We start from the raw sequence: 21,727 nt of genomic DNA on the forward strand, positions 1-21,727 counted from the left end.
ATTCTGACGTCAGTCCAATCACCCGTGTTCCCCTCCACCATCGGTGACAAGGAAGGGCTGATATTCTTGCGCACCTTGCCAGACACTGCCGCACAAATGGGCGCGTTGGGCCCTCTCAAAATTCGGAGCTTTCAAATATCTATTCCATCGGTTGACTCCACCCCCACCTCTACCGACCGTGGCACTGTGGAGCAAGAGTTGCTCCGCGTGCAGGCCCTCATGCAACTGGAGCAGAAAGAAGACCTGGCGCAATTCAAGCTTAAAAGCGCAAAGGTCAGTGTCCAGGAGCGCCAAAAGCGTGGCCTCACCTGGTATCCCGTCACCATTACCAACGAAGACACCGGCTTTGGCGGCAAAGTGGTGATGGAGTTGGAGCGCGCGCCGAGTCAGCAGGGCTTGCATTTGTTTCAAGTGGGAAGCAATGCGTCTCTGTTTGCCAATCTATCGGGCCACTCAAAAGAAGACCAGCCCACGCTTCCTGGTGTGATCACCAGCGTGCGGCGCAACAAGCTGTCGCTCACCACGAACAAGGCCGACTTGCCTGACTGGGTGTTGGATGGCGGCAAGCTGGGCATTGACCTCACCTTTGACGAAGTGAGTTACCGCGAGATGGAGCGCGCTTTGGCTGAGGTCACCCGCGCCCGTGGCGACCGGCTGGCCGAGCTACGCGATGTACTGCTGGGCGCGCAGCAACCGCGCTTTCGGGAGCCCAAGACCGACGACCTGCTCTACCCTAGCCCGCTGAACGAGTCGCAGCTGGCGGCGGTGCGCCATGTAGTCGCGGCTCACGATGTGGCCATCATTCACGGCCCACCCGGAACCGGCAAAACCACCACGCTGGTGCAAGCCATTCTGGAAACCACCCGGCGTGAGCGGCGGGTGTTGGTGTGCGCCCCCTCGAACACGGCGGTAGACCTGCTCACTGAAAAGCTGGCCGAGCGCGGCGTCAACGTGATCCGCCTGGGCAACCCCAGCCGTGTGTCAGAGCTGCTGTTGAAGCACACCCTCGATGCCCGGGTGATGGCCCATGGCAGCTACAGCAAGATGCGGGCGATGCGCCAAACTGCAGACCAGTACCGCGAAACCGCCAGTGAATACGTTCGCAACTTTGGCTTCGAGGAACGTCAGCAGCGCCGGCTGCTGAAGGAAGAGGCGCGCGCGCTGTACCAAGCAGCCGACGATTTGGAGCGCTTTATGACCGATGACGTGCTCGACTCGGTGCAGGTTATCACCTGCACCCTGGTGGGCGCGGCCAACCGCAGCATCAGGCACTTTACCTTTGAGACTGTTTTCATCGACGAAGCTGCTCAGGCCCTGGAGCCCGGATGCTGGATACCGATTGCCAAGGGCGAGCGGGTGATCCTGGCTGGCGACCACCACCAGCTGCCCCCCACTGTCAAGAGCGAAAAAGCCGCCCGCGAGGGTCTGCGTGAGACCCTGTTTGAGAAGTGCATCAAACGCCACCCGACCACAGCGCGCATGCTCACGGTGCAGTACCGCATGCATGAGCACATCATGGGTTTTAGCTCCGAGCATTTCTACAACGGCCAGTTGGAGGCGCACCCCAGCGTGCGCCACGCCGACCTGGGTGCATTCGACATGAGTTTCGCGTCCGAACAGCCTGTAGAGTTTCTCGACACAGCCGGTTTTGGCTTCTCTGAAATCACCATTCCCGAAAGTCGCTCCACAGCCAACCCGGAAGAAGCCGACCTATTGCTCAAGCGGCTCACCCAATTGCTAGCGCTGCACACCCCAGCCGACGATGAGACAAAACGCCTCTCTATCGGCGTGATTGCGCCCTACCGTGCCCAGATCAACTATTTGAAAGACACCCTCGAGGAGAGCGCTGCGCTCAGCGGCTTGTTGCAAACCCGCATATTGAGCGTGGGCACGGTCGATTCGTTTCAGGGCCAGGAGCGCGACATCATTGCTATCTCACTGACGCGCAGCAATAACCACGGGGAAATCGGCTTTCTGGCGGACATTCGCCGCATGAACGTGGGCATGACCCGCGCTCGCCGCAAGCTGTTGCTGGTGGGGGATTCGTCTACGCTGAGTAGCCATCCCTTTTTCAAGGAACTGCTGGCCTACGTGAAGCGCATTGGCGGCTATCGCACAGCTTGGGAAATTGTGGACTAGCTGGGCGCAAGGGCTTGATTTACTTGGCTGAGCGCATGGCTTGCGCCAATTCCGCGTGACCTTGGCGGACCAATTCATCTGCTGCATGGAGGCGGTCGCGGTCTTCCCGGTTTTGGCTCAGCTTGGCTTTGCCCTCCATGCGGGTGATGGTGATCTCTATCCCCACAATCGCTTTGAGCATTCCGTCGATGAACTCGGGAGCGGAGTCGCCCATCTTCCAGGGCTTGGACTCTCTGACCTCGTGGGTGCGTGTCAGCCGGCCCACCACTCCGCGTACGAATTTCTCTTTGTCCTGCACCGCCAGTCGCCCGTGCACATGCACAACCTCATAGTTCCAGGTCGGCACCAAACGGTGTGTCTCGTGTTTGCTGGGATACCAGTTGGGGGAAACATAGCCCTCATCCGCGCGAAAAATCACCAGTACGTCTGCACCGTCTTTGGATTGCTGCCAGACAGGATTGGCCCGAGCCACATGGGCGGTGAGCACACCACGCTCGGCGTGGAGTTCAAACGGAATGTGGTTCGCATCCAGCCCCTCAGGCGTCATGGTGACCAGAACACCGAGCGGGTGCGCCTAGATGATCTTGTGCATGACGTCAGCGCTTTTGATGGCAAAGTGATCGGGGATGTACATGGTGTGAACTCGAATCCAAAGAACAAGAGGTACAAAATTCGGCAATAAGCGAAGATTCCCATCCCAGCATCCGGCAGCATATCAGCCAGTTGCTGTATTGAGCCGCCTTTCATTTTAGGTATCAAATAGGGCTTCAGCCCAATTTAAATATGCGCGAGTAGCTATTTTTTTGATAGCAATTCGCGCGACTGCATCCACTCAATTCCTGTCGCGATCCCGCGACCAAATAGCGGCGAAGGCCTTTAGCTTGGTCCATGGGCTTACGCGCTCTTCGGACAGCACATCCAGAAAATCTGACAAGCGCTTGGACTTGGCCATGGTGTACACCGTGAGCGCAGTCGTCACCACAAACACCACCGCAAACACCAGCACCTTGCGGGACACAGGGGCATCCGCCTCGGCCAACAGGTTCATGCCTAAAAAGCCAGTAGTGATGGTGCCTATCAGGCCCAGGATAGTGACCACTGTTAGGCGCACCACGGTGTTGGCTTGGCGGCGCAGGCTGTCAGCCTCTAGGTAGTTGTTCATGTCGGCAATGCGCTCTTTGACTTCGGCGTATAGCGGGTCCAACCCGAGGTGCTGCGCACACTTGGCAAACAGTGCGCGGGTCTGGGCTTGCTCCGAGATCTCGTGAAACCAATAGCGGTGGGTAAAGCGCAAAAAGCTGGCAAATGTGCTGCGGATGCTGCGCTTGAATGCGCGCACGCTGCCAGGGTCGCTGATGTTGAGGTTGCGCAACGTCTCAGCCAGCCGATCTGAAAACATCAAGAGCGCGGCCTTCTGAAAGTGCGCAATCAAAAACAGCAAGAAATGCTGGTGCCTGAACTGCGCCAACACACCCCGGTCCCGGCACGAGAAAAACTGGCTCATGGCATCGCCCACCACCACCAGCGAATGGCCGGTGCAGAGGTAGCGGGTGTGGGGCGCTGCACCACCGGCGGTCCAGAACCGGTCGTAGCAATAGCGCTCCTCAAAGTCCTGCAGATGGTCGTTGGCAAACGGCAGCGCAGCTTCGCCATCGGCACTGCCCGCACCGGTGACCAAGCCGAGGCGCACAAAATCGCTACGGCTCAGTGTCTGCGGGTCGTCTACGGCCAAGTAGCCCAGTAGGGGCATGCGGTAGTACTCGATCTGCCGGTAGCGCAATGCGCCCACCTGGTCCGAGTGGTCGCTCACCAGCGGCTGCAGCAGCCAATCCCAGTGGGCAGCAATGCGGGGCGCGCGGTGGCGGGCCACATGCGACATGAACAGATCGGGCTGGCCTGCATCCGACTGCGCAAGCACCTGGCCCTGAGCACCCAGCCACTCGGCCTGATGCAGGCAATGCTGTGCCTGCCCCTGCGTATCCCAGCCCGAGGGGTAGCCGCGGCCAAAGCGGTAAAGCAACTCTTGCGCGTGGGTGAGCGGCAGGTTATCGCCCGCCACCTCCACATTAAGCAGCACCAGGTCCAGATCCAAAAAGAAATACAGGTCGACGTGCACCACGCTCAGGGTCATGGGCTCAGCCCCGGGCCGCAACACCACCCGGACGGCGCTGACGTCGTGCCGGCGGAACACCCGCATGGGCGAGCCGTGCACCTGCCCTCCGCTTTTTGCATGACCCTCGCCATACAAAAAGCGCTGCACATAAGGCAAGAAAGTCACGAACTCGTTGTAGTGCCGCTCGTGGAAGTTGCAGGCGTCGCCGGTGTACTCGTCCACCACCTCGCGCCACGGACTGGCATCGCCCATGGCAGACAAGATTTCCCACGGTTTGGCGTGCCTGCCCTCGCCCCCCCGCACCGGCATCAGCCGCAAGGGCCACAACAAGATTTGACCGAAATGGCGAACGCGGTGGGGGGCTTCAGGCGTGTGCATGGCGGCCAGTATCGCACTGGCCGCTGCGGTTGAAAACCGGGCTTTAATCCGGAATCCAGAGGGCCGGCAAGCCGCCCAAAGGCTTCAGCAGTTGGGCCACCGCGCCGCTTTGTACCAGTTGAGTTGCATGCGCAATGTCAGGCGCCAGGTAGCGGTCCACATGGTGGGCAGCGATGTCCTTGCGCAGCAGGGCGTGCACCTCTTCCAGAATGGGCGAACTGGTCAGCGGGCGCAAAAACTCGATGCCTTGCGCGGCCGCCAGCAACTCAATCCCGAGGATGTGCGCGGTGTTGTGGATCATGTTTTGCAAACGGCGTGCCGCAAAGGTGGCCATGGACACATGGTCTTCCTGGTTGGCACTGGTGGGCAGGCTGTCCACGCTGGCGGGATGGGCCAGCGATTTGTTTTCAGACGCCAGTGCCGCGGCCGTGACGTGCGCAATCATGAAGCCGCTGTTCAGGCCCGCATCGGCGGTCAGGAAAGCCGGCAGGCGCGACACGCTGCTGTCGATCAACATGGCAATGCGGCGCTCGGCAATCGCGCCCACTTCGGCAATGGCCAGGGCCATGCCATCAGCCGCCAAAGCGACCGGCTCGGCATGGAAGTTGCCACCTGAAATCATGGCGCCGTCTTCAGGGAACACGAGCGGGTTGTCGGTGACGGCGTTCGCCTCAATCAGCAGCACGCGGGCCGCGTGGCGAAGTTGGTCCACACAAGCGCCCACCACCTGCGGCTGGCAGCGCAGGCAATACGGGTCTTGCACGCGGTCATCGCCCTCGGCGTGGCTGGCGCGTATGGCGCTGCCCTTGAGCAGTTCGCGGTAGTACTGGGCCACGTCGATCTGGCCCGGCTGGCCGCGCACCGCATGGATGCGCGGGTCAAATGGGCCGTCGCTGCCACGGGCAGCGTCCAACGTGAGTGCGCCAATCACCAGCGCGGCCTCAAGCACCGGCTCGAAGGCCAGCAGCCCGTGCAAGGCCAGCGCGGTGGACGTTTGGGTGCCGTTGATCAGGGCCAGGCCTTCTTTGGCTTCCAGCGTCAGTGGGGCAATGCCGGCGGCTTGCAGGGCTTGCAGGGCGGGCACGCGCACGCCGTCAACCAGCATGTCGCCTTCGCCCATCAGCGCCAGGGTCATGTGCGACAACGGCGCCAAATCGCCCGAGGCACCCACCGAGCCTTGCGAGGGCACGCAGGGCACCAAGCCCGCGTTGTGCACCGCCAAAATGGTGTCCATCACCACCTCGCGGCAGCCCGAGTAGCCGCGCGCCAGGCTGGCGGCCTTGGTGGCCATCATCAGCCGCATGATGGGAGCCGCCAGCGGCTCGCCCACGCCCACGCTGTGGCTGCGTATCAGGTTGCGCTGCAGAGTGTCGAGCTGGTCTTTGTCGATGCGCTTGTTGGCCAGCTTGCCGAAGCCGGTGTTCACGCCATAGACCGGCGCGTCGCCATCGGCTGCCGCCTTGACCAGCGCATGGGCGGCGCGGATGTTGACGCGCGCAGATTCGGGCAGGCTCAGCTGGCACACGCCGGCGTGGATGAGGCCGAGTTCGTCCAGCGTGATCTTGCCGGGGTTAAGGATGAGAGAAGTCATAGGTATGTCCGGAGTAAGTGTCTTTGTTCAGGGACACCGCAGAACCGGCTTTGCCGGGCTGCAGGTGTCGTCCCCTGGAGGGGAAGCGCCGAAGGCGCTCAGGGGTGTTTCTTAACTTTTCAGCATGGGCAGGTTCATACCTTGCTCGCGTGCGCATTGCTTTGCAATCTCATACCCGGCATCCGCATGGCGCATCACGCCGGTGCCGGGGTCGTTCCAGAGCACGCGCTCCAGGCGCTTGGCTGCTGCGTCTGTGCCGTCAGCCACGATGACCACGCCACTGTGCTGGCTGTAGCCCATGCCCACGCCGCCGCCGTGGTGCAGGCTCACCCATGTGGCGCCGCCAGCTGTGTTGAGCAGTGCGTTCAACAGAGGCCAGTCGCTCACCGCATCTGAGCCGTCTTGCATGCTTTCGGTCTCGCGGTTGGGTGATGCAACCGAGCCGCTGTCCAAATGGTCACGGCCAATGACGATGGGGGCTTTGAGCTCGCCGTTTTTCACCATCTCGTTAAACGCCAAGCCAGCGCGATGGCGCTCGCCCAGACCGATCCAGCAAATGCGTGCCGGCAGACCCTGGAAGGCAATGCGCTCACCGGCCATGTCCAGCCAGCGGTGCAGGTGAGCGTCTTCGGGGAACAGCTCTTTCATCTTGGCGTCCGTCTTGCGGATGTCTTCCGGGTCGCCACTCAGCGCCACCCATCGGAAGGGGCCCTTGCCACGGCAGAACAAGGGGCGCACGTAGGCAGGCACAAAGCCGGGGAAGTCAAACGCATTCTTCACGCCCTGGTCCAGCGCCACCTGGCGGATGTTGTTGCCGTAGTCCACGGTGGGAATGCCCATGGCCTGAAAGTCCAACATGGCTTGCACATGCACTGCGCAGCCTTGAGCAGCTGCCTGGCGCAGCGCGGCGTGTTGGGTGTCGTCCGCCTGCGCGGCCCGCCACTGCTCTACCGACCAGCCGGGTGGCAGGTAGCCGTACACCAGGTCGTGTGCAGAAGTTTGGTCTGTGACCATATCGGGGCGCGGGCCACCGGTGCGGGCGCGGCGCACCATCTCAGGCAACAGCTCAGCAGCATTGCCCAGCAGGGCGACCGACACGGCTTTGCCCTCAGCCGCATAGCGGGCCATGCGTTGCAGCGCGTCGTCCAGATCCGTGGCTTGCTCATCCACATAGTGGGTCTTGAGGCGGAAGTCGATACGGCTTTGCTGGCACTCAATGTTGAGGGAAGAGGCTCCGGCAAAGCTGGCTGCCAGTGGCTGTGCGCCGCCCATGCCGCCCAGGCCGGCCGTCAAAATCCATTTGCCCTGCAGATTGCCACCGAAGTGCTGCTTGCCGGCCTCTACAAAGGTTTCGTAAGTGCCCTGCACGATGCCCTGGCTGCCGATGTAAATCCAGCTGCCGGCCGTCATCTGGCCATACATCATCAGGCCTTTTTTATCCAGCTCGTGAAAGTGCTCCCAGGTAGCCCACTTGGGCACCAGGTTGGAGTTGGCAATCAACACGCGGGGCGCATCCGCATGGCTACGGAACACGCCCACCGGCTTGCCGCTTTGCACCAGTAGAGTTTCGTCCTCATTCAAGTTGCGCAGGCTCTTCAGGATGGCGTCAAAGCATTCCCAGTTACGTGCGGCCTTGCCGATGCCGCCATACACCACCAGCGCATCCGGGTCTTCTGCCACCTCAGGGTCCAGGTTGTTTTGCAGCATGCGATAGGCGGCCTCAATAAGCCAGTTCTTGCAATGCAGGGTGGTGCTATGGGGTGCGCGCACAGGCCGGACTTGGGAGAGAGCAGACATCTTCAAACTCGCTTTCAACAAAAATGCAATGTCGCGGAGTCTACTTGTCTAGACATGCCTATGCAACTACAATTTGCTGATGGTTTCTACCACCCTCCCCCCCTCAGGCGCTGCGGCGCCGTACACCCACGTCAAAAACTTTTTGATGGAAGGCCTCTCGCAAGGCCGCTGGACCCCAGGCAGCCAGATGCCCTCCGAGTCCGAGCTGGTGCAACAGTTCAAAGTCAGCCGTATGACGGTGGGACGCGCCATTCGCGAGTTGCAAGCCGAAGGCTTTGTGACCCGGGTGCAGGGCGTGGGCACCTTTGCTGCGCACCTGGCGCGGGTATCGTCCAACCTGACTATCAAGGACTTGCACGAAGAAATTGCAGCCCGCGGCCACCAGCACCAGGCACGGGTCGTGCTGTCACGCGAAGAGTTGGCAGTAGATGGCTTGGCTCAGCAGCTGGGCCTGCCGCTGGGGGCGCCGGTGTTTCACACCCTGATCGTGCACTCCGAGAACGGGGTGCCGCTGCAGTGCGAAGACCGCTACGTGAACCCCGCCTGCGCGCCCGACTATTTGAGCGTGGACTTCAGCCAGACCACGCCCACCCACTACCTGCTGGAAGTCGCCCCCCTGTGGGAGGCGCAGTACTCCATCGAAGCTGGCCCACCCAGCCCGCAAGAAGCGGAGTTGCTAGGCATCACCCCGCAGGACCCCTGCCTCATCATCGTGCGCCGCACCATGAACCGCGATGTGCCCATCACCCTGGCGCGTCTGGTGCACCCTGGCACCCGCTACCAGATTCAAGGCCAGTTCAAGCCATGACGCTGCAAATCATCCACGCGCAGGAATGCGCACCCCAGCCTTGGCGCAACGGTGGCGGCCAGACCCGCGAGCTACTGGTGTGGCCGCCCGAGGGCGAATGGCAGCTGCGCATCAGCCGGGCCGACATTGCGGCGGACGGCCCTTTCTCTGCTTTCCCCGGTGTGCAGCGCTGGTTTGCCGTGTTGGAGGGCGCAGGAGTTGCGTTGGCGCTACCCGTGCCGCAAACACTGCGTGCCGGCGATGCGCCGCTGGCGTTTGACGGCGCTGCAGCGCCCGGCTGCCGCCTGCTGAAAGGCCCCACCCAAGACCTGAACCTGATGGTGCGGCAAGACCGAGGCTTTATGCAGATAGTCATTGCGGGGCAACCTTGGCACAGCCTGCTCGCCATGCGCGGCCTTTACAGCACCGGCGCCGGCACATGGAGCAACGGCGCACGCCAAGTGCAAATTAGCGCCCACACCCTGCTGTGGGACGAGTCGCCCAACACCGCCCCGTGGACGTTTACCCCGGACACCTGCGCAGAGCCCACGCACGGCGCACCGGCCTACTGGCTGGGCTTTACCCCACACACATCGGATGGAGCCACACCATGAGCCTTACCCACACCGGCACCACACTTTGGCACCACGCCCGCATCGCCAGCTTGCATGGCAACGAACCCTGGGGGTGGCTGGAAGACGGCGCCATGCTGACCCGTGAGGCGCACATCGTCTGGTGCGGCCCGCGGTCTAAGCTGCCTGCCGAGCACACGCACAGCATCACACGCGAGGTGGACCTAGATGGCGCCTTGGTCACGCCCGGGCTGGTGGACTGTCACACCCACTTGGTGTACGGCGGCGATCGTGCCGCCGAATTTGAGATGCGCCTGCAAGGTGCCAGCTACGCGCAAATTGCGCAGGCTGGTGGCGGCATACGCTCCAGCGTGGCCGCCACCCGTGCCGCCAGCGAGGCAACGCTGTTGGCCAGCGCCACCCGCCGCGCCCGCAGCTTGATAGCCGAGGGAGTGACCACGATTGAAATCAAGTCCGGCTACGGTTTGAGCCTGGAGAACGAGGCCCGCTGTCTGCATGTGGCACGCACCTTGGGCGAGCGCCTGCCCTTGAGCGTGCGCACCACCTACCTGGGCGCCCACGCCGTACCGCCCGAATTTTCCGGCCGCAACGACGACTATGTGGACGCCGTCTGCGCCTGGATGCCCGAGCTGCATTCCCGAGGGCTGGTGGACGCTGTCGACGCATTCTGCGAAACCATAGGCTTCACCCCTGCCCAAACGCGCCGCGTGTTTGAGGCGGCACGGGCCTTGGGGCTACCCGTCAAGCTGCACGCCGAGCAGCTCAGCGACCAGGGCGGCGCGGCACTGGCGGCAGAGTTCGGCGCCCTCTCGTGCGACCACCTGGAGCACCTGAGCGAGGCCGGCATACGCGCCATGCAAGCCGCCGGCACCGTGGCTGTGCTGCTGCCCGGCGCTTACTACTTCTTGCGCGAGACCAAGCTGCCACCCATAGATGCACTGCGCGCCCATGGCGTGCCCATGGCAATCGCCACCGACCACAACCCCGGCACTTCGCCCGGCTTGTCCATGCTGCTCATGCTCAACATGGCCTGCACCTTGTTCCGTCTGACACCCGAAGAAGCCCTGCGCGGCGCCACGGTGCACGGTGCACGGGCCTTGGGCCTGCACGACCGGGGCACCCTGGCCGCCGGCCAGCGGGCCGACTTCTGTGTGTGGGACCTGGACCACCCCCGCGAATTGGCCTACTGGTTCGGCCACAACCCTTGCCGCCGCACCATCGTGGGCGGACTGGAGCGCACCCTGTGACACAAGTTAACCCCCAACCCATCCACCACCCCACCTACACCCTCTCGCCCGGCAGCAGCCCGCTGCTGGTGAGTTTTCCGCATGTGGGCACCGACATCCCCGACGCCATTCGCAGCCGCCTGGTGCCCCGCGCACAAAAGGTAGAAGACACAGACTGGCACCTCGAAGCGCTGTATGCCTTTGTCCGCGACATGGGTGCCAGCACCATCGTTCCGCGCCATGCACGCTATGTGGTGGACCTGAACCGTCCGCCCGAAAACGCGCCCATGTACCCCGGCGTGAACAACACCGAGCTGTGCCCCACCCGCTTCTTTAGTGGCGAGCCGCTGTACCTGCCCGGTCAAGAGCCCACCGAATCTGAAGTCGCCCAGCGCGTGACGGACTATTGGCGCCCCTATCACGACGAGCTAAGCGGCGAGCTGCAGCGCCTGCGCACGCTACATGGCCACGCGGTGCTGTTTGATGCGCACAGCATCTGCTCGGTGCTGCCCTGGCTGTTTGAGGGCCGCCTGCCGGATCTGAACCTTGGCACCGTAAATGGCACTAGCGCCTCACCAGCTCTGCGCGAGCTGCTATCAAAAGTATTGCAAAACCAATCAGAGTTTACGCAGGTGGTGGATGGCCGCTTCAAAGGCGGCTACATCACTCGCAACTACGGCCGCCCCGCAGAACAGGTGCACGCAATCCAACTCGAAATGTGCTGGCGTTGCTACATGGCGGAGGAGCCGCCCTACGCCCTCGCACCCGACCGCGCAGCCCGTGTGTTGCCCGTGTTACAGGCGCTGGTGCGTACCATGACCGACTGGAGGCCCGCATGAGCGAGCACGTTTTCTGGGCGCCGCAGGCCTGGGTGAATGGCCGCTGGGAACCCGATGTTTGCCTGGAAGTTGATGCACGCGGCCACTGGGCGGCCATCACCCCCGGCATCACTCCGCCACCGGCCCACGCCACCGTGCTCAGAGGCCCGGTGTTACCTGGCATGGTCAATGCACACAGCCACGCCTTCCAGCGCGCATTTGCCGGGCTCGCCGAGCGGCGTGAATCCGCGGCAGATGACTTCTGGTCCTGGCGTGACCGCATGTACGGTGTGGCCCTGCGCATCACCCCGGCGCAGCTGCGCGCCGTGGCGGCTCAGCTCTATGTAGAGCTGCTGCAAGGCGGCTACACGCAGGTGTGTGAGTTTCATTACCTGCACCACCAGGAAGACGGCCAGCCCTATGCCGACGAGGCCACCATGGCGTGGGCGGTGGCCGATGCAGCCCGCGACGCGGGCATGGGCCTCACCGTATTGCCCGTGCTGTACGAACGCGCCGGCTTTGCACAACCCGCACTGCGGCCTGACCAGCGCCGCTTTGCCGGCACCCCCGAGTTCATCGCACGCCTTCACCGCAAAGTGCAGGCGGCGGGGCGCCCCCTGGTGAATGCGGGAGTTTCCATTCACTCGCTGCGCGCGGCCTCGGCCGAATCCATCGCGGCATTGTTGGCCCAGGTCGGTGATGCGGACGTGCCCATCCACATCCATGTTGCGGAGCAAATGCAAGAGGTGCGCGACTGTGTGTCGGCCACCGGCTTGCGCCCTATTGCTTGGCTGGCGGAGCACCAAACAATGGATGCCCGCTGGCAACTGGTACACGCCACGCACACCGAGCAGGCCGAAATTGATGCGGTAGCCCGCAGTGGCGCAGGCATTGTGATTTGCCCCAGCACCGAGGGCAACCTCGGCGATGGCTTTGCCGATCTGCCCGCGTGGCTCTCAGCCGGGGTGCCCATGGCAGTGGGCTCAGACAGCCATGTAAGCCGCCAATGGGCGGAGGAATTGCGCTGGCTCGAATACGGCCAACGCCTGCGCCTGCAACAGCGCAACGTGGCCGCCCTCCCCGGGCATCAGCCTTCCACAGCCGCGCGCTTGTTGGACCAAGCAATCAGCAGCGGCGCTGCAGCATCAGGCTTCAAGCAATGGGGCCTGCAGACAGGTGCAAGGGCGGACATGGTGGTGCTCGATGTGAGCACCCCGGGTTTGCTCGGCATTCCGCACACACACACGCTGGATGCACTGGTGTTCGCCTGCAATCATGCGGCGATCGATGAGGTCTATGTGGCGGGTAAGCGGAAGGTCAGCGGCGGACTCCACCATGAACAACCAGTGATTGCAGAAAAATTCAAATCCACTATGCTGGAGCTGCTGGGATAATAAAGATCAGGTTACTTCGTTGGGTCGGGAGCTTCAGCAAATCTAACGTAGGAGTCAGAAATGGGTTTTTTGAACCGGTGGAGCGTCAAAGCGCGGCTAAGTTTCGGTTACGCGGTCATGACCCTCATCGTGGTCTTGATTGCAGCAGAGGGCCTGATTGCCCTCTCCAATGCCAAGTCAGAGTTCGAGCGACAGGTATTCCAGCTCAACAAGCTCACCCAGCTCAGCAACCAAACCCTCGACGCCACCAATGCCCGCGCAGTAGGTGCGCGCAACCTGGTGATCAGCGCGTCCCAAGCCGGTATTGAGCGTGACAAGGCGGCGATTGAAAAGGCGCATGCAGCCGTTCAAAAGCATATTGCAGACATTGACAGCATGCTCGCCCAGGACAACTTCAAGGGCTCTGAACTCGCCCGTGCCTTTGAAGCCGTGAAGAAAACCGAGGCCGTGTACGGCCCGGTCGCGCTGGAGATCACCGCGTTGGGTGTAGCCGGCAAGCGTGAGGAGGCGATTGCAGGCATCAACGCCAAATGCCGTCCCTTGCTGGACCAGTTGCTGGCTGACCTCCACGAATTCGGCAAACTCACGGAGGCTGCGGGCCAGGCCAACGTGGTGGAGTCAGAGCGTGATTTTGGAGTCTTGCGCAACACCTTGATCGTGCTCACTCTTCTGGGCTTGGCCATTGCCATCACCATGGGCGTGAGCACCACTCGTTCCATCACACGCCCCCTGCTCACCGCCCGCGCGGCTGCGAAATCATTTGCCCATGGCGACCTGAGCACCGCACTTGTGGCAGAGGGCAGAGACGAAGTCGCACAACTCGTGAATTCGCTGGAGGCGATGCGGCAAGAGCTGTCCGGCATCGTGGCTACAGTGCGTCAGAGCGCTGAAACTGTCTCCAATGCGAGCTCGGAGATCGCCACTGGCAACCACGATTTGTCCGGCCGCACCGAAAGCCAAGCCAGTGCCTTGGAGCAAACATCGGCGAGCATGGAAGAGGTCAACTCTTCCATCCGCCAGAACGCCGACAACTCCCAACAGGCCAGACAATTGGTGGCTGATGCCTCTCAAATTGCCTCGCAAGGCGGCAGCACGGTGACCGAGGTGGTCAATACCATGCGGGGCATCAGCGACAGCTCCAAGCGGATTTCAGACATCACCAGCATCATTGACGGCATCGCCTTCCAGACCAACATCCTCGCGCTCAATGCCGCGGTAGAAGCTGCCCGGGCAGGCGAACAAGGCCGGGGTTTTGCGGTGGTGGCCAGTGAGGTGCGTACCCTGGCCAGCCGGTCGGCAGAAGCGGCCAAAGAAATCAAAAAGCTCATCGGTGACAACGTGCAACGAATCGAGCAAGGCGGGGTTCAGGCCGAGCGCGCGGGCGCCATCATGTCTGAGGTGGTCAGCAGCATCAATGGCCTCAACACCGTGATTACCGAGATCTCGATGGCCAGCCGCGAGCAAAGCGACGGGGTTGCCCAGATTGATGTAGCGATCCAGCAAATGGACCAGGTCACGCAACAAAATGCCGCCTTGGTCGAAGAAATGGCCGCCGCTGCCAGCAGCCTGAGCAGCCAATCCCGCGATTTGGTGCAAGTCGTCGCTCGCTTCAAGCTCAATCCGCTCGACGCACAGAGCCTGTCCATCGGCCATGCCGGAAGCCCCGGCATGCTGGCACTGCAGTACTAGCCCAGGAAACGCAGCATCCCGTAGAGGGACAAAGCGCCGCACACCGCGAGCATGCCCGTTTTAACTGCGCGGCTGCTCGACAGTGCGCCGGCAACGCTCAGTACCAGAATGGCGATAAAGATAAAGCTCGTTTTCATGGCCGGGATGCTAACGCGTAGCCGTACAGCCACGGCAAATCCAGGAGTTTTTCTCCCAACAAGCCCATCGCCGCATCGCGCGCAAGGCGCATAGGCCCTGTGAGGTGAAAAACCTGGCCGTTGCGTATGGCCCGCGCTTGCACCCGCGCGTTACGCTGCCAGCGCGCCGCAGCATAGTGCGCCAGTGCTGCCGGTGTATCGCCCTGCAGAGCTTGTAACGATGCGGCGAGCTGCTGCGCGTCTTCAATCGCCATCCCCGCGCCTTGGGCGAGATAGGGGCGCATCGGATGGGCCGCATCCCCCAGCAAAGCACAGCGGCCGAGCGCCATCTCACGAGCACTGCGCATCGGAGGGCGGTCACTGAGCGCCCACAAGCGCCAGTCATCAATCGCGTGCACCAGATCCAGCAGCGGGCCACCCGCGTTGGCCAAACGCACCCGCAGTTCGCCGGCATTGGCGGTGTGATCCCATGCCGTGGGGTCGCCAGCCAACGCACCGTGAACGATCACCACCACATTCAGCCACTCACCCCCACGGACCGGGTACTGGACGGCATGAAATTGCGGCCCCATCCACGCGGTAACGACCTGGGATCGGATCGCCGGGGGCAGCGAACTTTGCAACACCATCGCCCTGAACGCCAGGTGCCCCGTGACACGCGGTGCACCATCCCCCATCAGTTGGCGGCGCAGCGCGCTCCACACACCATCGGCGCCCACCACACAGTCGGCCTCCAGCTCCTGGCCCTCCTGAGTGATCAAGCGCACCTGCTCTTCATGGCGCGCAAGACTGGCAACCCGGGTGTTGAGCGCAATATCAACCGCACCGGTGCGCACAACCGCCTCGCGCAATAAAGCGTGCAAATCCTGCCGGGCGATAGTGGCGTAAGGGGCGCCATAACGTGCCAACGCCTGAGTCCCCAGCGGCAAGGTGCCCAACAAGCGGGCGCTCATGGCGCTGCGCACCTCCAGCCGCTCCGGAAAAACAGCCACCTGAGACAGCTCTTGTTGCAAGCCCCAGCCATGTAACACGCGAGTGACATTCGGGCCCAGTTGCACACCAGCCCCGACTTCGCCAAACGCAGGTGCCTGCTCGAGTAGCCGCAGCCCTCCCTGCCCCTGCCCTGAGAAAACGCCTTGCCGGCTGCACGCCAATGCCGCAGCCAAGCCGCCGATGCCTCCCCCCACGATCACCATGTTGTGCTTCATAGGCCTGAATTCTGCCGTGCGGCCCACGCACAAAGGCTGCGCCAGCGCAAATTACCCCTCACTTCGCGCCTGCACCTTGCGATGGCTGCCATGCAGATGCCCCGAGGGTGGAGCACCTGCCGACTGCACCGCGAGCCCTTCCAAAATCCCACAGTGCGCAGTGTCCAGCACTCCGATGCACTGGGCCCGCAACGCCTTGAGCTGCTTTTCCAGCGCCCGCAATTCACGGATACGCTGGGCCACATGGCCGATGTGGGCGTCCAATAAGGCGTTGACGCTGGCGCAGTTATCGCCCGGCGCATCCTGAAACGCCAGCAGCGCGCGGATCTCGTCTAGGCTCATGTCGAGGCTGCGGCAGTGGCGCACAAACTGCAGGCGCTGGGTGTGGGCGTCCGAGTAATGGCGGTAGTTGGCATCGGTGCGGGCAGCAGCGGGCAGCAAACCCTCGCGCTCGTAGTAGCGGATGGTTTCCACCGGGGTGGAGGTGGCCTTGGCCAAATCGCCGATTTTCATGGTGCGCCTCGCAATAACCTTGTTGCAGTGTAGCGCTTGACCCTGAAGTGGCTACAGGGTTTCCAATGGCAACATTGAAAGGAAACGCCATGTCTCACGCTTGCGAACACCACACCCCTGCTGCCGGCAGCATTAGCAATCTCGCCCGCTACCGCCGGGTCTTGTGGACAGCCCTGTGGATCAACGCCGCCATGTTCGGCGTAGAGCTGTTCAGCGGCTGGCACTCGGGCTCGCTGTCCCTTTTGGCAGACTCGATTGACTTTGCGGGCGATGCGCTGAACTATGGGGTGTCTCTGGCCGTGCTGTCGGCCGCCCTGGCTTGGCGGGCCCGCGCGGCCGTGGTCAAGGCGCTATGCATGATGGGCTTTGGCACCCTGATATTGGGCCGCGCCATCTGGAGCCTGTACACCGGCACCGTGCCCGATGCCACCACCATGGGGGTAGTCGGCCTGCTGGCACTTGTGGCCAACGTAGCGGTCGCTTGGATGCTCTATGCCTTCCGCGAAGGCGATGCCAATATGCGCAGCGTGTGGTTGTGCTCGCGCAACGACGCCATCGGCAATGTGCTGGTCATGCTGGCTGCAGCAGGGGTACTCGGTACCGGCAGCGGCTGGCCGGATTTGCTGGTGGCCGCCGGCATGGCTGCGCTGGCCCTGCAAGGCGGCTGGCAGGTGATGCGCCAGGCCCGGCAAGAACTTGCGGGTCAACTGGCGGCTGCCGCAACGAGCTGTGGCGATAACCACCACGGTCACTCTCACTGAACACCAGGGGCGGCTCCTCGCAGCGTTTTGCCGCCCCTGTATCGCCTTAGTTGGCGACAGTAAAGCGCTTCTGGATGTGCTTAGGCGTTTCCAGCTCATCCACGATGGCCACCGCCAGGTCATCGACCGAAATGCTGCCGGGCGCTCCGCCTTCAGCCCACAGGGGCTCATCGGCACCCACGCGGTATTGGCCGGTGCGCACGCCGGGATTCAGCAAGATGGGGGGCGACACAAAAGACCAATCCAGAGCCGATTCTTGTTGGATCAGGTTCAAGGCATCGCGGGCGGCAGAGGCTGCCACTTTGATCTCGGCGGGGAACTCAGTGGTATCCACCAGCTGCACGCCAGGTGCCACAAACAGGCTACCCGCACCGCCCACCATCAAGAAGCGCTTCACGCCGGACTGCTTGACGCCGTCAAAAATGGCGCGGGTAGCTTGCAAAAAGATTTCGCCGATACGTGGTTCCGTCCAGCCAGGGTTGTAAGCGCTGACCACCGCGTCATGGCCTGCAGCAGCCTGAGCGACTTGGGCAACATCCAATGCGTCAGCCGCAACTACGGTCAAGCCGGGTTGGGCAGCCAGCTTAGCCGGATTACGGGCCAGCACGGTCACTTGGTGACCACGACTCAGCAACTCGGCCAACAAAGGGGTGCCAACAAAACCAGTGGCGCCAATCAATGCAATCTTCATAAAAACTCCTGTTTCAAGGTGGTTAAGCAATGGCGTTAGTGTGATTGCTTCACGAAAACCTGAATAGACGGTAAATTTCGCTTTTACCGTGAAGTAAAACTTAACAATCAGATATGGACCAACTCAAACGCATGGCCGTGTTCGCCGAAGTGGTCGCTGCCGGCAGCCTTAGTGGCGCAGCCCGCCAGCTCGGCATGACGCCCTCCGCTGTCAGCCAGCACCTGCGCCAGCTGGAAGACGCACTGGGCCTGGCCCTGCTCCACCGGTCCACCCGCAAGCTGACGCTGACAGAGGCCGGCGCCCGCTATGTAGAGGGCTGTACCGCCATGGTGGCTGCGGCCCGCGCTGCGGACCAGGCGCTGGTGCTGCACCGGGACGAGCCCGAGGGTGAGCTGCGCATCACTGCCCCCATCGGCATGGGGGCCTTGCTGGCGCAAGTCTTATTGCCGCTGAAGGACCATGCCAAGTTGCACATCAGCCTCTTGCTGGACGATGCAGTGCTGGACCTGATTGAAGACCGGGTGGACATTGCGCTGCGCACCGGCAGCCTGCCGGACTCCAGAATGGTGTCGCGCCGGCTGGGCGTGATGGAAGCCCAAATGTGCGCCTCCCCCGCCTACCTGGCGCAGCACGGCTGGCCCCAACACCCGCGTGACCTTGCACACCATGCCTGGCTGGGCGGGCGCCCGTCAGGCAATGGCGAAGAAACCTTGGTGCTGCAGGGACCGGGTGGGGAGACAGAGCGCGTGCAGGTGACAGGCCGGGTGCGCGCCTCGCAAGTCACCGTGCTGCACTCCTTGTGCGTAGCGGGCTGGGGCATCAGCGTCACGGTGACCGAAGACGACCGCCGTGCCATGGCCGACGGCCGCCTGGTACAGGTGCTACCCGACTGGAAGCTGCCCGAATTCGTGATTTATGCCGTCACCCCGCGACGGGGCGAGCAGCCTGCCAAAGTGCGGCATGCGCTCACCCTGCTGGCGGATTACTTCGGCAAGCTCACCGGCTGAGGGCCCAGCAACTGCCGCAACACAAAGGGCAGAATGCCGCCGGCGCGGTAGTAGTCCACCTCCACCGGGGTGTCTATGCGCAGCAGCAAGGTGTGGCGAGTCTGGGTGCCGTCTGCCCGGGTCACCAGCAGCTGCGCCTCGCTTTGCGGTGTGAGGTCGGCATCGGGGATGATGCTGATGGTCTCGTTTCCGGTCAGCCCCAGGCTCTTCCAGCTCTCACCGGCCTTGAACTGCAGCGGCAGCACGCCCATGCCCACGAGGTTGGAGCGGTGAATGCGCTCAAAGCTTTGCGCCACGACGGCCTTGATACCCAGCAATTGCGTGCCCTTGGCCGCCCAGTCGCGGCTGGAGCCGGTGCCGTACTCTTCGCCGGCAAACACCACGGTGGGGATGCCGGCCGCCTGGTAGCGGGTGGCGGCGTCAAAGATGGAGAGCTTTTCTACTTCACCTGCAGCGCCCTGGTACAGGGTGACACCGCCCTCTTCCCTCGAACCATCCCCTTGGGGCGGCACCATCAAGTTCTTGATGCGCACATTGGCGAAGGTGCCACGCACCATCACCTCGTGGTTGCCGCGGCGCGCGCCGTAGGAGTTGAAGTCCGCCTTTTGCACGCCGTTCGCCAGCAACCACTGGCCGGCGGGCGAGCTCTCTTTGATGTTGCCCGCAGGCGAGATATGGTCGGTAGTGATCGAGTCGCCAAACAGCGCCATGATGCGAGCGCCCTGCACCGCCTCTGCCGACACTTTGGAACCTTTTGTGCCAATTTGGCTTTTAGCGCCCGTGGAATATGCGCGAGCAGCTCCTTTTTCCATAGCAAAGGCGTCAAAGAACGGCGGCTTGGCGATGTAGGTGCTGGCCGGCCAGGTGTAGGTCTGGCCGCTCACGCCCTTGATTTTTTCCCACAGCTTACCCGGCTCTGACTTCACCTTGGCGTAGTTGGCGCGGAAGGCTTTGCCGTTCATCGCAAATTTGAGCAGCTTGTAGATTTCGTCGCTGCTGGGCCAAATGTCACCGAGGTACACGTCCTTGCCACCCTTGCCCTGTCCCACCGGCTGGGTCATCAGGTCGCGGGTCACGTTGCCGGCAATCGCATAGGCCACCACCAGTGGCGGGCTGGCCAGAAAGTTGGCCTTGAGGTTGGGGTGAATGCGCGCTTCGAAGTTGCGGTTGCCCGACAGCACTGCAGCACAGACCAAATCGTTCTCGGTGATCACCGCGTTGAGCTCGGGCGCCAGGTCGCCAGCATTGCCGATGCAGGTGGTGCAGCCGTAGCCCGCCAGCGAAAAGCCCAGCTTCTCCAGGTAAGGCAAGAGGCCGGTTTCCTGCAGATATTCGGTCACGATGCGCGAGCCGGGGGCTAGGCTGGTTTTGATGTGCGGTGCCACCGTCAACCCCGCCTTGACCGCCTTTTTGGCGAGCAGGCCAGCGGCCAGCAAGACGCTGGGGTTGCTGGTGTTGGTGCAGCTGGTGATGGCGGCAATCAGCACATCACCGTTTTGCACCAGCAGCGGCGTGGGCTCCGCCTTGCCATTTTTGGCGGGTTTGTCTGCAGCCACAGCCAAAGGCGCGGGGTACAGCGTGTGCAGGGTGGCTGCGTCTTTGTTGAAGCCGTTGGCCGTGCCCGGCAGGCTGAACAGCTCGGTGAACTTGTCCGCCACATGGCCCAGCTCAATGCGGTCTTGCGGGCGCTTGGGCCGGCCAGGCTGGGGGTCACGTCCCGCAGGTCAAGCTTGACCACTCGCGTGTAAGCGATGTCTTTCATCTCGGCCGATGCACTCTTGCCACCCGGCACGCCAAACAGTCCTTGAGCGCGGAAGTAGGCTTCAAACGCCTCAATCTCGGCTTTGGTGCGGCCCGTGCCCTTGAAGTAGTCCAAGGTGCGCTCATCCACCGGAAAGAAGCCCATGGTCGCGCCGTACTCGGGCGCCATATTGGCAATGGTGGCGCGGTCCGGCAGGGCCAGGTTTTCGGTACCTTCGCCAAAAAACTCCACAAAACTGCCTACCACTTTTTCGCGGCGCAGCATCTCGGTCACCCGCAGCACCAGGTCGGTGGCGGTCACGCCCTCGCACAGCGCGCCGGTGAGCTCAAAGCCCACCACGTCCGGCGTCAAAAAGTACACGGGCTGGCCCAGCATGGCGGCCTCGGCTTCGATGCCGCCCACGCCCCAGCCCACCACACCGATGCCGTTGATCATGGTGGTGTGGCTGTCGGTACCCACCAGGGTGTCGGGGTAATAGATGGGCGCTTGCTTGCTGCCGTCCGCCGCGCGGGGCTGCTTGGCCTTGTGCACGCCGCGCGCCAGAAACTCCAGGTTCACCTGGTGCACGATGCCAAAGCCCGGCGGCACCACGCCAAAGGTGTCAAAGGCCTGCATGCCCCACTTCATGAATTCGTAGCGCTCGCGGTTGCGCTGGAATTCCAGCTTCATGTTCAGGTCCAGTGAGTTTTTGTGGCCGTAGTCATCGACCATGATGGAGTGGTCCACCACCAAGTCCACCGGCACCAGCGGCTCAATCCGGGCCGGGTCCGCACCCAGCGCGGCGGCGGTGCTGCGCATGGCGGCCAGGTCGGCCAGCAGGGGCACGCCGGTAAAGTCCTGCAGCACCACTCGGCTCACCACAAACGGAATTTCAGCGGTGCGCTCGGCCTGGGGCTGCCAGTTGGCCAACTGGGCCACATGGGAAGGCGTGAGCTTGCGGCCATCGCAGTTGCGCAGCACGCTCTCCAGCACGATGCGCAAGGACAGTGGCAGGCGGCGTATGTTGGGAAACTGCCGCGCCAAGTGCGGCAAGGAGTAAAGCTGCCCGGCTTTGCCGGAAGCTGTTTCAAAAGGCCGGAGGGTGGATGCGAATGCGTGTGGCACTAAAGGCTCCCCATGGACA

Annotated in this window: 16 protein-coding genes and 2 pseudogenes; 9 read left to right on the forward strand and 9 right to left on the reverse strand. The window is 62.7% G+C overall.

Features of this window, described 5'->3' with window-relative positions; all coding sequences use genetic code 11:
- Positions 1–24: 24 nt before the first annotated feature.
- Positions 25–2,139, forward strand: a complete 2,115-nt coding sequence (locus tag RAE19_RS02815; protein WP_313873492.1) for an AAA domain-containing protein — start codon at positions 25–27, stop codon at positions 2,137–2,139.
- A gap of 19 nt (positions 2,140–2,158) precedes the next feature.
- On the opposite strand, the pseudogene RAE19_RS02820 reads toward RAE19_RS02815, so the two are convergent.
- The 4 genes and pseudogenes from RAE19_RS02820 to hutU all read right to left on the reverse strand — a co-directional run bounded on the left by RAE19_RS02820 (position 2,159) and on the right by hutU (position 8,018).
- Positions 2,159–2,773, reverse strand: a pseudogene (locus RAE19_RS02820) (FMN-binding negative transcriptional regulator).
- Positions 2,774–2,971: 198 nt separating this feature from the next.
- Positions 2,972–4,630 carry a hypothetical protein gene (locus RAE19_RS02825; RefSeq protein WP_313873493.1) on the reverse strand — a complete coding sequence of 553 codons (1,659 nt, stop codon included), beginning with the start codon at positions 4,628–4,630 and terminating at the stop codon, positions 2,972–2,974.
- 43 nt (positions 4,631–4,673) lie between these two features.
- Positions 4,674–6,221, reverse strand: a complete 1,548-nt coding sequence (gene hutH, locus RAE19_RS02830) for a histidine ammonia-lyase (protein WP_313873494.1) — start codon at positions 6,219–6,221, stop codon at positions 4,674–4,676.
- A 111-nt stretch (positions 6,222–6,332) separates the two neighbouring features.
- Positions 6,333–8,018 (reverse strand): urocanate hydratase, encoded by a 1,686-nt coding sequence (gene hutU / locus RAE19_RS02835; protein WP_313873495.1) that lies wholly within the window; start codon positions 8,016–8,018, stop codon positions 6,333–6,335.
- Positions 8,019–8,097: 79 nt separating this feature from the next.
- Between hutU and hutC the strand changes: the two genes are divergently transcribed.
- The 6 genes from hutC to RAE19_RS02865 are packed head-to-tail and all read left to right on the forward strand — an operon-like array spanning position 8,098 to position 14,525.
- Entirely contained in the window at positions 8,098–8,826 is a 729-nt protein-coding gene (gene hutC, locus RAE19_RS02840) for a histidine utilization repressor (RefSeq protein ID WP_313873496.1), read from the forward strand.
- Positions 8,823–9,419 carry a HutD/Ves family protein gene (locus tag RAE19_RS02845; RefSeq protein ID WP_313873497.1) on the forward strand — a complete coding sequence of 199 codons (597 nt, stop codon included), beginning with the start codon at positions 8,823–8,825 and terminating at the stop codon, positions 9,417–9,419. The genes hutC and RAE19_RS02845 overlap by 4 nt, the downstream gene beginning before the upstream one ends.
- Positions 9,416–10,645 (forward strand): imidazolonepropionase, encoded by a 1,230-nt coding sequence (hutI, locus tag RAE19_RS02850; RefSeq protein WP_313873498.1) that lies wholly within the window; start codon positions 9,416–9,418, stop codon positions 10,643–10,645. The genes RAE19_RS02845 and hutI overlap by 4 nt, the downstream gene beginning before the upstream one ends.
- Positions 10,642–11,463 carry an N-formylglutamate deformylase gene (gene hutG / locus RAE19_RS02855; RefSeq protein WP_313873499.1) on the forward strand — a complete coding sequence of 274 codons (822 nt, stop codon included), beginning with the start codon at positions 10,642–10,644 and terminating at the stop codon, positions 11,461–11,463. The genes hutI and hutG overlap by 4 nt, the downstream gene beginning before the upstream one ends.
- Positions 11,460–12,836: a formimidoylglutamate deiminase gene (locus tag RAE19_RS02860; protein ID WP_313873500.1), complete on the forward strand. Its 1,377-nt coding sequence runs from the start codon at positions 11,460–11,462 to the stop codon at positions 12,834–12,836. The genes hutG and RAE19_RS02860 overlap by 4 nt, the downstream gene beginning before the upstream one ends.
- A 60-nt stretch (positions 12,837–12,896) precedes the next feature.
- Positions 12,897–14,525, forward strand: coding sequence for a methyl-accepting chemotaxis protein (locus RAE19_RS02865; protein WP_313873501.1), 1,629 nt, complete (start codon positions 12,897–12,899; stop codon positions 14,523–14,525).
- On the opposite strand, the gene RAE19_RS02870 is transcribed toward RAE19_RS02865, so the two are convergent.
- From RAE19_RS02870 to cadR, 3 genes are read right to left on the reverse strand one after another with little or no spacing between them, the layout of a single operon-like run.
- On the reverse strand, positions 14,522–14,662 hold the full coding sequence (locus tag RAE19_RS02870; protein ID WP_313873502.1) for a hypothetical protein: 141 nt from the start codon (positions 14,660–14,662) through the stop codon (positions 14,522–14,524). The two genes, RAE19_RS02865 and RAE19_RS02870, sit on opposite strands and share 4 nt — an antisense overlap.
- A complete protein-coding gene (locus tag RAE19_RS02875; RefSeq protein WP_313873503.1) occupies positions 14,659–15,870 on the reverse strand; it encodes an FAD-dependent monooxygenase in 1,212 nt (403 codons plus the stop codon). Before RAE19_RS02875 ends, RAE19_RS02870 begins: the two co-directional genes overlap by 4 nt.
- 51 nt (positions 15,871–15,921) lie before the next feature.
- Positions 15,922–16,383, reverse strand: coding sequence for a Cd(II)/Pb(II)-responsive transcriptional regulator (gene cadR, locus RAE19_RS02880; protein WP_313873504.1), 462 nt, complete (start codon positions 16,381–16,383; stop codon positions 15,922–15,924).
- Between the two features lie 89 nt (positions 16,384–16,472).
- Here cadR and RAE19_RS02885 point away from each other — a divergent pair, with 89 nt between their 5' ends.
- Positions 16,473–17,144, forward strand: coding sequence for a cation transporter (locus RAE19_RS02885; RefSeq protein WP_313873505.1), 672 nt, complete (start codon positions 16,473–16,475; stop codon positions 17,142–17,144).
- 46 nt (positions 17,145–17,190) lie between these two features.
- On the opposite strand, the gene RAE19_RS02890 is transcribed toward RAE19_RS02885, so the two are convergent.
- Positions 17,191–17,835, reverse strand: a complete 645-nt coding sequence (locus tag RAE19_RS02890; RefSeq protein WP_313873506.1) for an NAD(P)-dependent oxidoreductase — start codon at positions 17,833–17,835, stop codon at positions 17,191–17,193.
- 113 nt (positions 17,836–17,948) lie between these two features.
- Between RAE19_RS02890 and RAE19_RS02895 the strand changes: the two genes are divergently transcribed.
- Positions 17,949–18,842: a LysR substrate-binding domain-containing protein gene (locus RAE19_RS02895; RefSeq protein WP_313873507.1), complete on the forward strand. Its 894-nt coding sequence runs from the start codon at positions 17,949–17,951 to the stop codon at positions 18,840–18,842.
- Here RAE19_RS02895 and acnA read toward each other — a convergent pair.
- Positions 18,818–21,708: pseudogene (gene acnA, locus RAE19_RS02900) on the reverse strand (aconitate hydratase AcnA). The gene RAE19_RS02895 and the pseudogene acnA sit on opposite strands and share 25 nt — an antisense overlap.
- Positions 21,709–21,727 lie beyond the last annotated feature (19 nt).

It is taken from the genome of Rhodoferax potami (assembly GCF_032193805.1).
Taxonomy (GTDB): Bacteria; Pseudomonadota; Gammaproteobacteria; order Burkholderiales; family Burkholderiaceae_C; genus Allorhodoferax; species Allorhodoferax potami_A.

What these genes read in the sequence shown, in the direction of transcription:
- RAE19_RS02825 (WP_313873493.1), bottom strand. Translation starts at nt 4,630, where the DNA reads ATGCACACGCCTGAAGCCCCCCACCGCGTTCGCCATTTCGGTCAAATC.
- hutH (WP_313873494.1), bottom strand. Translation starts at nt 6,221, where the DNA reads ATGACTTCTCTCATCCTTAACCCCGGCAAGATCACGCTGGACGAACTC.
- hutU (WP_313873495.1), bottom strand. Translation starts at nt 8,018, where the DNA reads ATGTCTGCTCTCTCCCAAGTCCGGCCTGTGCGCGCACCCCATAGCACC.
- hutC (WP_313873496.1), top strand. Translation starts at nt 8,098, where the DNA reads ATGGTTTCTACCACCCTCCCCCCCTCAGGCGCTGCGGCGCCGTACACC.
- RAE19_RS02845 (WP_313873497.1), top strand. Translation starts at nt 8,823, where the DNA reads ATGACGCTGCAAATCATCCACGCGCAGGAATGCGCACCCCAGCCTTGG.
- hutI (WP_313873498.1), top strand. Translation starts at nt 9,416, where the DNA reads ATGAGCCTTACCCACACCGGCACCACACTTTGGCACCACGCCCGCATC.
- RAE19_RS02860 (WP_313873500.1), top strand. Translation starts at nt 11,460, where the DNA reads ATGAGCGAGCACGTTTTCTGGGCGCCGCAGGCCTGGGTGAATGGCCGC.
- RAE19_RS02865 (WP_313873501.1), top strand. Translation starts at nt 12,897, where the DNA reads ATGGGTTTTTTGAACCGGTGGAGCGTCAAAGCGCGGCTAAGTTTCGGT.
- RAE19_RS02870 (WP_313873502.1), bottom strand. Translation starts at nt 14,662, where the DNA reads ATGAAAACGAGCTTTATCTTTATCGCCATTCTGGTACTGAGCGTTGCC.
- RAE19_RS02875 (WP_313873503.1), bottom strand. Translation starts at nt 15,870, where the DNA reads ATGAAGCACAACATGGTGATCGTGGGGGGAGGCATCGGCGGCTTGGCT.
- cadR (WP_313873504.1), bottom strand. Translation starts at nt 16,383, where the DNA reads ATGAAAATCGGCGATTTGGCCAAGGCCACCTCCACCCCGGTGGAAACC.
- RAE19_RS02885 (WP_313873505.1), top strand. Translation starts at nt 16,473, where the DNA reads ATGTCTCACGCTTGCGAACACCACACCCCTGCTGCCGGCAGCATTAGC.
- RAE19_RS02890 (WP_313873506.1), bottom strand. Translation starts at nt 17,835, where the DNA reads ATGAAGATTGCATTGATTGGCGCCACTGGTTTTGTTGGCACCCCTTTG.
- RAE19_RS02895 (WP_313873507.1), top strand. Translation starts at nt 17,949, where the DNA reads ATGGACCAACTCAAACGCATGGCCGTGTTCGCCGAAGTGGTCGCTGCC.